This is a genomic window from Thalassospira marina, assembly GCF_002844375.1.
GTDB classification, from domain to species: Bacteria; Pseudomonadota; Alphaproteobacteria; order Rhodospirillales; family Thalassospiraceae; genus Thalassospira; species Thalassospira marina.
Map to the genome: position 1 here is coordinate 1,871,829 of NZ_CP024199.1, position 13,616 is coordinate 1,885,444.

A 13,616-nucleotide genomic window follows, 5' to 3' on the forward strand; every position below is an offset into this window, starting at 1 on the left:
AGGCAATATTTTTGAATTATTGCCCGTTATCTATCCGGTTTTCGCCGTTTAGGTAAAGGGCCAATAAAGGGGTATGGGCGCAGTTTTCAGGGATATATGGCAAATGCAAATCTATATGCGATTTTCGCTATATGGGAATGGCGTTTCCTTCCTGCCAGCGGCGACGCAGCCACAGGGCAAACAAAAACGAAATCGCCGAAAAGATCACCATCATGAAATAGGTTTGGGACCCGAAATTTTCAAAAATCGGGCCGGATGCCCAGATCGACCCACCCAAAAACAAGCCCATCGACAGTGTCGCCATCAGGCTTTGCGCCGATGTTGCAATCTGGGTGGGGACGGCACGGGCAATAAAGCCAATGGCCGCAAGGTGGGTGATGCCAAATGTCAGGGCGTGTAACGGCTGAACCAGCAGGATCAGCCAGAAATTATCGGTCATGCCCAATACTGTCCAGCGCACCATACCGCCCAGCGCGCCAATGGCAAATAAAAGCCCGGGATGGTAGGATCGCATATATTTGCCTGCCAGGGCAAACAGGACGATTTCGGCAATAACGCCCATCGCCCAGAAAAGCCCGATCACATCATGTGAAAAGCCGACATTTTCCCAATGGACAGAGGCAAAGCCGTAATAGGTGCCGTGGCTGGCCTGGGCAAAGCATATACAGCCGAGATAAACCAGAAATGTCGGGCATTTCATCAGGAAAATGATCGATGAACCACTGCGAAGGGGCCGGTCGGTTTGCGGGTTGGGCATACGGGTGATGATGGCAAAATTGACAATGCCCGCCGCACAGATCATCCAGATAATGGCATCATTGCCGGTGGCATCAAGCACCCAGCCCGCACCATAGGACGCCGCAATAAAGGCCAGCGACCCCCACAGGCGAATACGCCCATAATCCAGATCGCGCTGTTTGCATTCATGCACCGTAATCGTGGTGCCCAGGGGCAGCAGCGGGGCAAAGCTGAAGCCGATAATGGCCGACAGGCCAAGCAGGAACCAGAACTGATCGGCAAAGGAAAAGGCAATTATGGTCAGGATATAAATCCCGGCCAAAATCACCATCGGTGTTTTGCGGTTGCCAGACCTGTCTGCCTGTTGCGCAATCAGCGGATCGGCAAAGATGCGGATCCAGTTCGGCAGGGACAGCAAAATGCCAATTTCACCGCCCGAAAGCCCGTGCCCCTTAAGCCATACGGGCCAATATGGCAAAAACACCCCCTGGATCAAAAACAGGCCGACAAAAAACAGCGCCAGAATAATGGCGGTCTGGCGACGGGTGGCATCGGCGGGGCGTGTCATGGGGCGATATGTCCGCGTTTGATGGCTCGAACGATGTAACGGGCCGGATGCAGGGCCTCCTGCACCGGGGCGGGTAGGGAATGTGGCTGTCCTGTAATTTGACCGGCGATGATTTCACCCGCCAGCGGCGCACCAATCATGCCACGCGCCCCGAACCCCGTACAGACATACACGTCTTTATGGTAGGGCGCACTGGAATATCGCGCATAATGCCGGCCTTTATCAAGGTCGGGATAGGCTTTCAGGTAGGCTTCATAATCTGGCGCCGGGCCAATCAGCGGAAGATGGTCTGGCGTGGTGGTGCGAAGGCCCGCACGGCCGGTTAAATGTGCAGGTGACAGCCGTTGCGCCAGATCGGGCAGGGCAAGGCCCAATTGGGCGATATTGGCGGCGTGGTCGGCATCGTTGATGTCGGTATGGTTGGCATGGCGGTCAAAGGTGGCGCCAAAAACATGCTGGCCGTTGCGTTCCGGCGTCAGATAACCCTTGTGACTAAGCACGCAATTTACGTTTAAATCGCCCAGTACTGATCTGGAAAAACATGATATTTGCCCGCGTAGCGCAATCAGATAATCACGTATCCAGGATGTTTGGGCAAAGGCCGATGTTTCCATCGCCCCGGCAATGATCACTGCGCCAAAATCCCCCAGGGATGATCCATCATCAGCCAGCAGGCGCGCGCCACCATCGGCCAGGGGGGCAATTTGCGTCACATTTTGCCCGGTCACGCGTACGGCCTGATTGGCAAGAACATTGCAAACTGATGGCGGGTTTACCCAGCCAGCATTGCGGTAAAACAGGCCGCCAACCGGCACAGTCATGCCAAGGACTTTGCTGGCATCATCTGGCGCCAGATATTGAACAGACAGGGAAGTATCGCTTGGCGGGGTGTTACCCAGCCGGTCAAGAATGGCCTGCTGGCGGTTTTCATCCCGCGGGTTGGCAGGCAGCGACAGCACGCCACAAAAGGCGGCTTCGATCGCGGCACCATCATCAAGCAGTTGGCGGACAAGATTGCTGCTATGGCGATAACCCGCTTCGTAATAGCGCCCGGCAAGGCTGTTATCCGCCGTGACATAGGGTTCGAGCATACCAATCGGGTTGCCCGATGCCTCGTTTGCCAGGGTGGCGTGCCGTTCAAACAGGGTGGTGCCAATGCCGCGCTGGTTAAGCGCATGGCAACAGGATGCCCCGGCAATGCCACCACCAATAACTGCAACATCATTGGTGTGGTTTGTGCTGCGAATAAAGGGCGCGGCCGGGGAGAACCACGGCTTGTCAGCCAGCTTGAAACCGGCCTTGCCATCGCCCGTTTTTATCATGCGCTAAGGGCTTCTGTTTCGATATCGTCTGCCATGCTGCTCACAATGGCCAGGGCCTCGCGGACGATATTGGCATCTGCCCCTTTGCGATGGGCATTTTCGCTAATGTAACGGCGCCATTGTTTGGCCCCGCGCAAGCCTTGAAACAGGCCCAGCATATGCCGGGTGACATGGCCCAGCATGGCATTGGGTTCTTCAAGATGGGCATCGATATAGGGCAGCATGGCTTCAACCACCTGCTGACGGGTAAGTGCGGTTGCATCATCGCCATAAAAACGTGCATCGACATCGGCCAGCACATAGGGGTTCTGATAGGCTTCACGCCCGATCATGACACCATCGACATGTGCCAGATGGGAATCGGTTTCATCAAGCGTCTTGATGCCGCCATTAATGATGATCTCAAGTTCCGGCAATTCCTGCTTTAACTGATAGACCAGATCATATTTAAGGGGCGGTATTTCGCGGTTTTCCTTGGGGCTAAGGCCGTTTAGCCACGCCTTGCGCGCATGCACGATAAAGGTTTTGCACCCGGCATCGGCCACGGTTTCAACAAACCGTTTCAGCGACGGGTAATCTTCCTGGTCATCAATGCCAATGCGGTTTTTGACCGTAACGGGGGCGTCGGATGCCGCAATCATGGCACGTACACAATTGGCAACAATATCCGGTGTTGCCATCAGGCAGGCACCAAAGGCCCCGTTTTGCACCCGGTCAGACGGGCAACCGCAATTCAGGTTGATTTCATCATAATCATAGCCATTGGCAATGTCGCAGGCGCGCGCCAGATCATCGGGGTTGCTGCCGCCAAGCTGAAGCGCAATGGGATGTTCGGCATCGTGATAGCGCAAATGCCGGTGGGCATCCCCGTGAATGATGGCACCGGTGGTGACCATTTCGGTGTAAAGCAGGGCATGTTTGCTGATCAGCCGAAGAAAATAGCGATCATGCCGATCTGTCCAGTCCATCATCGGGGCAATAGAAATACGCCGGTTGACAGTCATGCCATCCTGTTCCTGAAATGGGTTGCATCCTTGGGGTTGCCGTATGCTCGGCGCGGTCTTTATATAGTGTCTTGGATTTTGGTGCAAATGCCTGCAGCCCAAAGGCTGGCATGGCTGCTTTGCATGTGTCTGGCAAACGGGATGTTTTTATGATTACGGTTTACGGTATCAAGAATTGCGACACGGTGCGCAAATCGCTGAAATGGTTTGAGGCACAGGGTGTAGAAACCAAATTCCACGATTTTCGCGTTGACGGGCTGGAACCCGCGCTGGTGGTGATGTGGCTGGGGGAAGTGGGCGGCAAGGTGCTGGTTAATAAACGCGGGCCCAGCTATCGCAACCTTTCTGATGGTGATAAGGCCGCCTTGGAAACCGATGATCTGGCAGCGGCAAAGGTGCTGGCGGCAAATCCGACTGTGATCAAACGCCCGGTCGTTGATTTTGGCGCCGTGCGCACGGTTGGCTATGATGAAACCCGTTGGAACGATCTGGTGAAGGCATAATGGATCAGGTTGTTGTGAAGCCGAAAATTGGTGCCGTCCTGTTTGATTGTGACGGGGTTCTGGTTGATACCGAAAATCTAGGCAATGCCGTTCTGGTCAAGCTTTTGAATGAATATGGCTGCCCGGTTACCGAGGATATGACCCATCGCCTGTTCATTGGCGGGACGCTGTCCATGATTGGTCCGAAAATGACGGAAATGTATGGCGTCACCCTGCCGGATAACTGGACGGATGAATGTTATGCCCGCACATTCGAGGCGCTGCGCAATGACATGGAGCCGTTTGAATATGTCGAGGAAATCCTCGACATGCTGGATGCGGCCAGCATCCCCTATGCGATTGGCAGCAACGGCCCGCACAATAAAATGGATATATCGCTGGGCAAGATGAACCTTCTGGGCCGTTTTACCGGGCGGATCTGTTCGGCGCGGGATGTACCCAATGCCAAACCGGCCCCGGATGTTTACCATCTGGCTGCCAGCCGGGTTGGGGTGGATATTGAAGACTGCATCGTGATTGACGACAGTGTCAGCGGTGTACGTGCCGGCGTTGCCAGCGGGGCGACGACCATTGGTCTGGTCGGTGAAACACCGGGTAATTTGCTGCTGGAAAACGGGGCGCATTATGTCGCCAATGGCCACCAGGACCTTTACGAATTGCTTAAGGGCTGGTTGGTCTGAAAGTCATTGATAACGCACTAAAAAACGGGCCGGTCTGGCCCGTTTTTCGTATCTGGTCCCTGGAGGATGGGCGGGCTTTATTCGCCCATCACAATACCTTCGCGGCGCGGGTCAGCCCCGCCGGTCAGGCCATCCGGGCCGATTTTGATGATATGCAGGCCGGAATTAAGATCGGTGATTTTGGTGTCAAACCCTGCGGCGGTCAGTTTCGGGGCAAGGCTTGCGGCCTCGGTCCCGGCTTCGACGTCAAAGGTGCCAAAACGGTTGACCAGATGTGGCATGGCAGCAGCCTGTTGCGGGTCCATGCCCCAATCAACCATGGCGATAATCGATTGTGTGACATAACCGATAATGCGGCTACCCCCCGGTGACCCGGTGGCGATAACTGGTTTGTCGCCCTGCATGACGATGGTGGGCGACATGGATGAACGCGGGCGTTTGCCCGGTTCAACGCGGTTGGCAACCGGCATGCCATTGGCATCGACAGGTTTAAACGAAAAATCGGTCAGTTCGTTGTTCAACAAAAAGCCGTTTGTCATCAAACGAGACCCGAAACCGTTTTCAATGGTGGTGGTCATGGAAACAACATTGCCCCAGGAATCCACAATTGAAAAATGGCTGGTGCAGGGGAATTCGATGGCATTGTCATCGCCCCAGTTCGATGCATGAATTTGCGGCGGGTTGCCGGGTTTGACCTCGCTTGCCGGAAGGGCAAGGCCGCGGTCCAGCAGGCGGCCACGCTGTGCCAGATAACCCGGGTCAACCAGACCTTTCAGGTTCATGGGGACAAAGTCGCTATCGGCCATATAACGCCCGCGATCGGCAAAGGCGAGGCGCGATGCGTCGCCAATCAGCCGCCAGCTTGTCGCAGAATAGGGGCCGTATTTGCCAATATCATAGGGTTCGATCATGCCCAGAATCTGGCCGATGGTCAGCGCACCTGATGAGGGTGGGCCCATACCGCAAACATCATATCCACGATAAAGCGAACAGACCGGTTCGCGTTCCTTGACGTCATAGGCCGACAGGTCCGCCTGTGAAAGCAGACCCGGGTTCCAACTGGCACCTTGCACCTTTTTGACAATGGCATCGGCAATGGGGCCGTTATAGAACGCATCAGCACCCCCTTGCGCAAGGGTGCGCAGGGTATTGGCATATTGCGGGTTTTTCAAAAGCTTGCCTGCGGGTAACGGGTTGCCGTCGGCATCCAGGAAATAAGCCGCAGTTTCCGGGTCTTTTTTCAGGCGATCGCCATCTTCTTTAAGCAATTCGGCCAAACGCGGGCTAACGAGAAAGCCCTTGTCGGCACGGTCAATGGCCATTTCAAACAGGCTGGGCCATGCCATTTGCCCCCATTTCTGATGGGCCTTTTCCAGCAGCATCGGTGTTCCCGGCGTACCGACCGACCGGCCACCAACAACCGCATCATAAAATTTAAGCGGTTCGCCATCCTTGCCCATAAACAGGTTTTCGTCTGCCGCCATGGGGGCGGTTTCGCGGGCATCCATGGTGGTCAGTTTCTGGTTGGCGGCATCGTAATAAACCATGAAGGAACCACCCCCCAGGCCCGAAGATTGCGGTTCAACCAGCCCCAGCATGGTTTGCACGGCAACCATGGCATCAATGGCATTGCCACCCCGGCGCAACACATCGGCACCGGCCTGCACGGCCAGCGGGTTTGCCGCACTGATCATCCAGTTATGGGATTTAACGGCCTGGCGCATCTGGTTGGTGGCCGATCCGCTTTCGGGGGCAATGGCGTCCGTTACCTGCTGGGCGTGCGATGGCAGGGGTGTGGCCAATGCTACCAGCAGGCCCGCCAGCGCCAGATAGGGCAGGGCGCGCTGGCGTGATGGGGTAGGGAACTTGTCCTTAGCGAATGACGGAAGGATTTCAGTTTTGGCAGGGGCTTGGCTGGCAGCACGTACCGCCGGGGGGATTTTTCCTGTCATGGCTTCCTGTCTTTTTTCTGATGGTGGCGTTGAAACAGGAAGGAATGGTTTCAGAAAAATGTGGCTTTGAAAAGTAAACAATCCCGCATTGCGCGTATTATTGTTTCGATAATTCAGCCAAAACGGGACATTCGCCAAAGGGCAAATATCCCGTTTCTTCAGTGCTCAGACCCGTACCTGGAATGTGCTGGTGCGTAAGTTTTTTGTCTAGGCGGCGTCCTTGTCTTCGGCCTTGTCATCCTTGTCGGCCAAATTCTTTTTCATCCAGCCCAGAATGCTGTCTGCGGCCTTTTTCCAATGGGTATCAAGCATCATGGCGTGTGCGATATGGTCCAGAAGCAGGCAATCCGCGTCATAGCGGACAGCCGTGCGATGAACCAGTTCGCTGGGGACGATTTCATCGCGTTTAGCACCGATCACCAGCATGGGCGGCAAATCGGTGGGGGAAAGAAAGACGGGGTTTGTGCCAGCCATATCCATCAGGGCCCGGTGGCTTTCGGTTTCAAGGCGGCCAAAATAGATCATGCCTTCATCCGACGCGATGTCCGATGACAGCATCGCCCGGCCCAGGCGGTCCCGCAGCAGGGTGTGCGGGCCGATGGCCTGTAGCCAGAACATTTGCAAAAACAGGTCCGGTTGGGACATTGCCATCATGGCATTGGTTGCCAGCAGCCCCTCGGGCGGGACCGATGCCATCAGGATCGCCGCACGGGCCGGGTGTTTTTCCAGATATTTCTGAACGACATATCCCCCCATGGAATGGCCAACCAGAATGGGTTTTTGCCCCAGCGTATCGACAACGGTTTCCAGGTCTTCGACATAATCATCAATCGAGGCGAGGCTGCGCACATTGCGCCCGCCGGACCCGCCATGCCCGCGCAGGGAAAATGAAATTGTTTCAAACCCCTTGTCGGCAAAATAGGTCAGGAAATGTTCGTTCCAGCACCAGGCACCGGTAAAGGCCCCGTGAATGAAAACAATGGGATGAGAACAAAGGCGGGGACCGGTTGGCTTGCGACGAAAGATTTCCAGTTCAGGACTCATCGGGGCCTCCTTACGCTGTTGTTTCAGGTAATGACGGGCAATTTCTGGCAATGGCTTCAGGCGTTATTGTGGCGGTGAAAAAAGGTATCTCATCACGGCACAAATTTTGGGGCGACGTTGAAACGATCTTAACAGTCGAAGCCCGCCGGGGGCATTGGGCCTTGTCAATTGGCAGCAGTAAAATGCGGCAGACGGGCTTAACACCGGTATGGATGCATTTTAGCATATAATGGCGCGCAACGCACCTTTCCAGACGGGACAGATATGATTGCGGCCTTGGGCTGCATTGCCTATGATTTAGGGACAATACATAAACAAAAAAGCAATTCCCGGTGAACAGGGTGACATTACCGGAGAGAGGGTTGCGGGTCAGCAAAGGCCGGGGCGATGGTAAAACTGGATGTTGTCGGGATATTGTCCGATCTTGACGATGCGGCGCTTGCCGATGTCGAAAAACATGTGCGACGGCGCGTGTTTCAGCCGGGTTCGGAAATTATCGAATCCGAAGGGGATAGCAGTGATGTTTTCCTGATCCTGTCAGGTGCGGTTCGGGTGGTGAATTATTCGCTGTCCGGGCGCGAGGTGACGCTGGAAGAAATTGGCGTTGGTGGCTGCGTTGGTCATTTGGCAGCCATAGATGGTGAACCACGGTCGGCCTGTGTGCTGGCGGTTGGTGTTACCGAAGTTGCCATGATGAACCCGGCCAGCTTTGAAACCGTGATTAAAAACCACCCGACGGTGGCCTGGCGGGTTATTCGCGAACTGGCGCGTATTGTGAGGGCATCAACGCGGCGCATTGTCGATGTCAGCACCCTTGGCGCCAATGAACGCGTAATTGCCGAAATTTTCCGCCTGGCGCAGCCCGTTGCCAAAGATGATGGATCAGCCACCATCAGCCCGGTGCCGGTCCATTCCGATCTGGCAGGCAAGGTCAGCACATCGCGCGAGACGGTGGCGCGGGTGTTTGGCAGCCTGGCACGGCAGGGCATTGTGCTTAAGCAGGGCGATGGTCTTTTCATCCCCGATATTGCCCGGTTGGAAGCCTTGCTGGGCTAAGCACAAATTGCCGGTAAGGATTTAAAATACCAACAGAAATGCAAAAAAACGAAATGCTTGTGACGGCTGTCACAGCGATGTGGGGGCTGCTAGCCTACGTTGAGGGTGTCCGATCAATTGATCGTGGCACATCTCCCCCAAGAGAAAAGTATACTGGCCGCGCCTTATGGTGCGGCCATTTTTTTGTTGCTGTCGCGGCACCACTGCCGACATAGGTGCTGTCTTTTGCGGCTGTGACAGGCCGGTTTTTGTTTTCACGTTAAAATTGAAACTGCACACGCCATCAAATGGTTCATGTTTTACGCAAACGGTTTTAGGATGCGGGGCGATTTGAACAAGGGTGATGTGAAATGCGTATGTCGATAGGACTGGCCGGGTTAAGTGGCATGGTTGCCGTGGCGTTGGGGGCCTTTGCGGCCCATGGCATGGCGGGCGAGGATATGGCCTATGCCCGTGAACTGGTTGAAAAAGGTGCGCATTACCAGTTGGTGCATGCTGTTGCCATTGTCGCCGTCGCGGTCTTTGCGCTGGTTCGCCCCAATATCCGCCTGCTGGCATTTGCCAATGCGGCCTTTTTGCTGGGCACGCTGTTATTTTGTGGTTCTCTTTATGCCATCGCCTTTAGCAATATTCGTGCATTTGGCATGGTTGCACCGCTGGGCGGCATCAGTTTCATGGCTGGCTGGCTGATGGTGGCGATTGCCGGTTTCAAGGCTGTTCCTGTCCATGGCGCACTGGATGACGCTGCGTAACCTAAAGCCCTTTGCCCTTAATCAGGTTCATTTTGTTTCATTTCAGCGTGTTTTCTGGCAAGGCACATCGCGCAGCGCGATGCGGTGTATCGGGCAAGTGATGTAACACAGCCAGAAGCCGCCGAAATGAAACCCTTTTGGGGCCGCTGTCATTTGTCGCCCTGCTACGTCGAAATCCTTGGCCGTAAAACCATTACGCCCTGCGGACTTCTCCTTGCCGGGCAACAAATGACAGCGGCAAAATGAGCCTGATTAAGGGCAATGGGCTTTAACGCGGCGTTCTGCTAACCCTGCCTATGGTGGCGACTGTGGGCAGGGCACAGGACACACGGCATTTTCAGGCATAAAAAAGACGTGATCCGATAACGGGTCACGTCTTTTAAATTCGGGTAATCCAGTTGTCCCAAGGGACAAGTAGATTACTTCATTTTCGCTTCTTTGAACTCGACATGCTTGCGCACGACCGGGTCATATTTGCGAAACGAGAATTTCTCGGTGGTATTCCGCGGGTTCTTCTTAACAACGTAGAAGTAACCGGTGTCTGCGGTGCTTACCAACTTAACGAGGATCGAAGCGGGCTTCGCCATGTCTCTGCATCCTGTATTCAGGTGTGTCTTAGGCGGCGGAACATAAAGAATATGGCCGCAGTGTCAACCCATATTGGAGCATTTTTCCGCTTTTTTAGTCGATTGTTTGCGCAGCAACGGTTTGAAGGGTGCTTTGCTGGCGAAAATAGCCATAGGCAGCCGGGTTTTTGATGACTTCAAGCGCCACATCCACATCATATTTGTCGGTGCCATAGCTGGGAGGGCAGGCGCGGCGCAGGGCAGCACGGCTCGATTCATTTTTGAAATCAACCGTTCGCCAGGCCTGCATGGTCTCAGCCAGCGCGTTTTTATCGTCCATGGCATGACTGATCAGTTGTTGCGGGGAATGATCGCCAATTTCCGATGTGCAGATTGCCGGGTGCAAACCGATTCGATCAAACGTGTAACCCGAAGGTGCAATCAGGCGTGACCAGGTAAAGGTAATGGTCCCCTGATTTTTCAGATCGTTAATCGCCTGAACCGACCCTTTGCCAAAGCTGGTAGAGCCGACCAGCACTGCCCGCCCGCGATCCTGCAGCGAGGCCGCGACAAGTTCGGCCGAGGATGCCGTGCGCCCGTTAATCAGCACAACAAGGGGCAGGCCATTGGTAAAATCGCGATCATCGGATGTGAAAATATGCTTGGCCGCGGGCACGCGGGTAATGGTGGTGCCAATCGGCCCGCTGGTTAAAAAAGCATCGGCAACCGACACGCCCTGATTAAGCAACCCGCCACGATTACCACGCAAATCCAGAATAACACCGACCAGCGGTCCGGCAGACCATATTTTGGCATCGGCAATAGCCTGGTCGATTTCGGCAGCGGTATCATTGTTGAAACTGCGGACTTCAACAATCAGCACGTTATTGCGGATTTCCGGAAACACGGTACGCGCAATGATGCGTTCACGCGGGACTTCCAGCCGACGCACCAGGCTTGACCCGGTCGGGTTGATTTCAAGTACGGCAATGCTGTCAGGCGCGCCTTTCAGGCGGTCAATGACCTCAAGCTGGCTGCGATTATAAAGGTCGGTGCCATCCACACTGATGATCTGGTCGCCGGGATGAATGCCATATTTAAGGGCCGGGGCATTTTCGGTGATTTTTTTGACAACCGGGTAGCCGGTGCCTGCAATCAGATCAACGCCGATGCCGATATATCCTTCGCGGCGATCTCGCGAAATTTCGGCGCGATTGGGGTTTTCATAACGGCTATAGGGATCAAGCCCTTCTATCGCACCGGCAATAACCCGCGACTGGATTTCAAGGGCGCTGGCCTGGCGCAATGCGGGTGAATAAACCCGGTAGGTGCGCAGGCTGTCCATCACCAGTGCCGCCCAGATATCGGCATGGATATGGCCGTTTTCATCAGCGGTTTCATCATCGTCAGGCAGGGGAAGGGTGACGACAGTATCTTTGCCATAACGTGCTAGAATATCGTCAGGCGTCAGGCTTACCGATATTTCCGGGTCAATGGCTTCCAGCCCCTCGATCGCCTTGATGGTTAGCTGTTCGGGCAATAGCGGGTCAATATAGCGATTACCCAGCAAACCAATCGCCTGGGAGATGACGGCTTCGGTTGCGTCATCGTCACTGTCCGTCAGGGTAACGGGGGAACGCGGGGCGCAGGACGACAGAAAGAACAGGGCAAGGCCCATCGGGGCGATAACGGATTTGACGAAGCCGGCCCCTTTGGGTGTGAACCGGCGGCAGTGCCCTTCTATCATAGTGGTCAGATGTCCTGTGTGCCTTGCGGTTCGGTCAATCACGCGCTGTATGTGAAGCAGCGATTTTAGGCATCATATGCCAAAAAAGCCGCCTACGGCACGGATATTTCAAAGATTTTTTTAATTCGAAATCATCACAAAACCATTCGCGCCACATGAGCGGGCCTTTCTGCCCATCAGCCTGTAATTGCAGCGATCCGCATGGCAGGCTTAACCGCGAATACCCATTGCCCATTGCACGCCCAAAACACCACCCTTGATAAAGGGCAAAAGTGCCAGTGTCAGAAACAGTGTCACGGGGATCCAGATACCCAGTTGCAATTCAAGCGACGGGCTGCCTGATTGTTCAACGGCCAGTGCGCCGGGCACAACAATATGGCCAACAATAAAGATGGTAAAATAGGGCGGGGCATCATCACAGCGATATTCGCCCAGCTTATGGTCGCAACAGTCGCAGGTTTCGCGAATTTTCAGATAGCCGCTAAAAGCAAGGCCATGACCGCAATTGGGGCATTTGCGCCGCAAGCCACGCCGCAGGCCGGTAAAAAACCGCGATGCCCCGGATTCCGCCGGATATTCGGTGGCATGGTCATGTTCGCCTGCATTGGTCATAAATGCTGTCCCTGACTGTCCAAACTTGCATGCATATGGGAATGATCACTTTTTTAACAATCCACCCTGCAAATTTAATGCACACGGATGGCGGCAAGTATATGTATGCTTGAAACAGCGCTATCATCAGGGGGATACCCGTGATCGGCAAGCGTTTTTAAGTGTTCTGACGATGCCACAGACAGATTCAGGAGCCTTCCATGGACAATGCTGACGATATCATCTCGCGGCTGAAGCAGGACTTCATCGAAGACACCATTGACCGTGTTGACCGGATTGAAACAACCATTGACCGTGTTGCGGGCCACATGGATGACGCATCAGCCGGTATTGCCGAATTACGGCGCGAAGCCCACACCGTAAAGGGTTTGGCGGGTTCTTTCGGGTTTCCGCTGGTGGGGGCGATTGCACATCGCCTGGAAGATTACATCGCCGATCTGACCGAGATTGATGATTTGCAGGCGGCATCGCTGGTCGATTTTACCACCTGGATTCGCGAAATCGTCGAAAGTGGCACCAACCCCGCCGCCGAGGAAGAAATTCGCATCCTGCGTTCGCTGCCGTCACCCAGTGCATCGGGCAGCAGCAAGGATGCAACACCCGGTGTTGCCGCAAACCGCAGCAGCCAGCAGGAAGTGCTGATTGTAACGGCAACGGCTGTTCAGGCGCATTTCCTGCAGCGCGAATTGCGTGAACGCGGATATCGCACCATTGCGGCACGTTCGGCGGTTGAGGCGTTTCAAACCGTGGTGCAGTCGCGCCCAGATGCGATTATTTCGGCTGCTGTGCTTGACGGGCTTAGCGGGATTGAACTTATCCGTGCCCTTTCGGCCATGAAAACCCTGCAGGGTAAACCCCTTGGCCTGTTAACCAGTTTTGATGCCAGCCACCCGGACCTTGAAGGTTTGCCATCCAATGTTACCGTGATTACCAATCGCGGGCGCGAAACGGCGGAACATTTGGTGAAGTTTATTGAAACGCTGGGATGATTTTCCGCGGCAATCAATGCTTTGTGCTGGTTTTTGAACTCTAAAAGATAAAACCCCGCATTAATCGATGCGGGGTTTTGTCG

13 protein-coding genes are annotated in these 13,616 nt (G+C 54.7%); 5 read left to right on the forward strand and 8 right to left on the reverse strand.

What is annotated here, in order from left to right; genetic code table 11:
* Positions 1–127 precede the first annotated feature (127 nt).
* From CSC3H3_RS08515 to dusA, 3 genes are read right to left on the reverse strand one after another with little or no spacing between them, the layout of a single operon-like run.
* Positions 128–1,306 carry a 3-phenylpropionate MFS transporter gene (locus CSC3H3_RS08515; protein WP_101266135.1) on the reverse strand — a complete coding sequence of 393 codons (1,179 nt, stop codon included), beginning with the start codon at positions 1,304–1,306 and terminating at the stop codon, positions 128–130.
* Entirely contained in the window at positions 1,303–2,628 is a 1,326-nt protein-coding gene (mnmC1, locus tag CSC3H3_RS08520) for an FAD-dependent 5-carboxymethylaminomethyl-2-thiouridine(34) oxidoreductase MnmC1 (RefSeq protein ID WP_101284570.1), read from the reverse strand. The genes CSC3H3_RS08515 and mnmC1 overlap by 4 nt, the downstream gene beginning before the upstream one ends.
* Complete coding sequence (dusA, locus tag CSC3H3_RS08525; protein ID WP_101284571.1) at positions 2,625–3,632, reverse strand: tRNA dihydrouridine(20/20a) synthase DusA; 1,008 nt, start codon at positions 3,630–3,632, stop codon at positions 2,625–2,627. Before dusA ends, mnmC1 begins: the two co-directional genes overlap by 4 nt.
* Positions 3,633–3,781: 149 nt before the next feature.
* Between dusA and CSC3H3_RS08530 the strand changes: the two genes are divergently transcribed.
* Both CSC3H3_RS08530 and CSC3H3_RS08535 read left to right on the forward strand, forming a co-directional pair.
* Positions 3,782–4,135, forward strand: coding sequence for an ArsC/Spx/MgsR family protein (locus tag CSC3H3_RS08530; protein ID WP_101286165.1), 354 nt, complete (start codon positions 3,782–3,784; stop codon positions 4,133–4,135).
* Positions 4,135–4,815: an HAD family hydrolase gene (locus CSC3H3_RS08535; RefSeq protein WP_101284572.1), complete on the forward strand. Its 681-nt coding sequence runs from the start codon at positions 4,135–4,137 to the stop codon at positions 4,813–4,815. Before CSC3H3_RS08530 ends, CSC3H3_RS08535 begins: the two co-directional genes overlap by 1 nt.
* A 77-nt stretch (positions 4,816–4,892) precedes the next feature.
* Here CSC3H3_RS08535 and ggt read toward each other — a convergent pair whose 3' ends face one another.
* Positions 4,893–6,767: a gamma-glutamyltransferase gene (gene ggt, locus CSC3H3_RS08540; protein WP_101284573.1), complete on the reverse strand. Its 1,875-nt coding sequence runs from the start codon at positions 6,765–6,767 to the stop codon at positions 4,893–4,895.
* Positions 6,768–6,974: 207 nt separating this feature from the next.
* Complete coding sequence (locus CSC3H3_RS08545) at positions 6,975–7,811, reverse strand: alpha/beta hydrolase (protein ID WP_101266126.1); 837 nt, start codon at positions 7,809–7,811, stop codon at positions 6,975–6,977.
* 387 nt (positions 7,812–8,198) lie between these two features.
* Between CSC3H3_RS08545 and CSC3H3_RS08550 the strand changes: the two genes are divergently transcribed.
* Positions 8,199–8,867 carry a Crp/Fnr family transcriptional regulator gene (locus CSC3H3_RS08550; RefSeq protein ID WP_101284574.1) on the forward strand — a complete coding sequence of 223 codons (669 nt, stop codon included), beginning with the start codon at positions 8,199–8,201 and terminating at the stop codon, positions 8,865–8,867.
* Positions 8,868–9,217: 350 nt separating this feature from the next.
* Complete coding sequence (locus CSC3H3_RS08555; RefSeq protein WP_101284575.1) at positions 9,218–9,619, forward strand: DUF423 domain-containing protein; 402 nt, start codon at positions 9,218–9,220, stop codon at positions 9,617–9,619.
* 419 nt (positions 9,620–10,038) lie between these two features.
* On the opposite strand, the gene rpmG is transcribed toward CSC3H3_RS08555, so the two are convergent.
* The 3 genes from rpmG to CSC3H3_RS08570 form a co-directional block, all read right to left on the reverse strand.
* Positions 10,039–10,206 (reverse strand): 50S ribosomal protein L33, encoded by a 168-nt coding sequence (gene rpmG / locus CSC3H3_RS08560; protein ID WP_007089918.1) that lies wholly within the window; start codon positions 10,204–10,206, stop codon positions 10,039–10,041.
* A 94-nt stretch (positions 10,207–10,300) separates the two neighbouring features.
* Positions 10,301–11,932, reverse strand: coding sequence for a S41 family peptidase (locus tag CSC3H3_RS08565; protein ID WP_101284576.1), 1,632 nt, complete (start codon positions 11,930–11,932; stop codon positions 10,301–10,303).
* A 210-nt stretch (positions 11,933–12,142) separates the two neighbouring features.
* Positions 12,143–12,544, reverse strand: a complete 402-nt coding sequence (locus CSC3H3_RS08570) for a DUF983 domain-containing protein (protein WP_101284577.1) — start codon at positions 12,542–12,544, stop codon at positions 12,143–12,145.
* 200 nt (positions 12,545–12,744) lie between these two features.
* Here CSC3H3_RS08570 and CSC3H3_RS08575 point away from each other — a divergent pair, with 200 nt between their 5' ends.
* A complete protein-coding gene (locus CSC3H3_RS08575) occupies positions 12,745–13,533 on the forward strand; it encodes an Hpt domain-containing protein (protein WP_101284578.1) in 789 nt (262 codons plus the stop codon).
* Positions 13,534–13,616: the final 83 nt, after the last annotated feature.

Bases quoted from the DNA above. Each gene is read 5' to 3' on its own strand.
- CSC3H3_RS08515 (WP_101266135.1), bottom strand. From the start codon at position 1,306: ATGACACGCCCCGCCGATGCCACCCGTCGCCAGACCGCCATTATTCTG.
- CSC3H3_RS08550 (WP_101284574.1), top strand. From the start codon at position 8,199: ATGGTAAAACTGGATGTTGTCGGGATATTGTCCGATCTTGACGATGCG.
- CSC3H3_RS08535 (WP_101284572.1), top strand. From the start codon at position 4,135: ATGGATCAGGTTGTTGTGAAGCCGAAAATTGGTGCCGTCCTGTTTGAT.
- ggt (WP_101284573.1), bottom strand. From the start codon at position 6,767: ATGACAGGAAAAATCCCCCCGGCGGTACGTGCTGCCAGCCAAGCCCCT.
- rpmG (WP_007089918.1), bottom strand. From the start codon at position 10,206: ATGGCGAAGCCCGCTTCGATCCTCGTTAAGTTGGTAAGCACCGCAGAC.
- CSC3H3_RS08545 (WP_101266126.1), bottom strand. From the start codon at position 7,811: ATGAGTCCTGAACTGGAAATCTTTCGTCGCAAGCCAACCGGTCCCCGC.
- CSC3H3_RS08530 (WP_101286165.1), top strand. From the start codon at position 3,782: ATGATTACGGTTTACGGTATCAAGAATTGCGACACGGTGCGCAAATCG.
- mnmC1 (WP_101284570.1), bottom strand. From the start codon at position 2,628: ATGATAAAAACGGGCGATGGCAAGGCCGGTTTCAAGCTGGCTGACAAG.
- CSC3H3_RS08575 (WP_101284578.1), top strand. From the start codon at position 12,745: ATGGACAATGCTGACGATATCATCTCGCGGCTGAAGCAGGACTTCATC.
- dusA (WP_101284571.1), bottom strand. From the start codon at position 3,632: ATGACTGTCAACCGGCGTATTTCTATTGCCCCGATGATGGACTGGACA.
- CSC3H3_RS08570 (WP_101284577.1), bottom strand. From the start codon at position 12,544: ATGACCAATGCAGGCGAACATGACCATGCCACCGAATATCCGGCGGAA.
- CSC3H3_RS08565 (WP_101284576.1), bottom strand. From the start codon at position 11,932: ATGATAGAAGGGCACTGCCGCCGGTTCACACCCAAAGGGGCCGGCTTC.
- CSC3H3_RS08555 (WP_101284575.1), top strand. From the start codon at position 9,218: ATGCGTATGTCGATAGGACTGGCCGGGTTAAGTGGCATGGTTGCCGTG.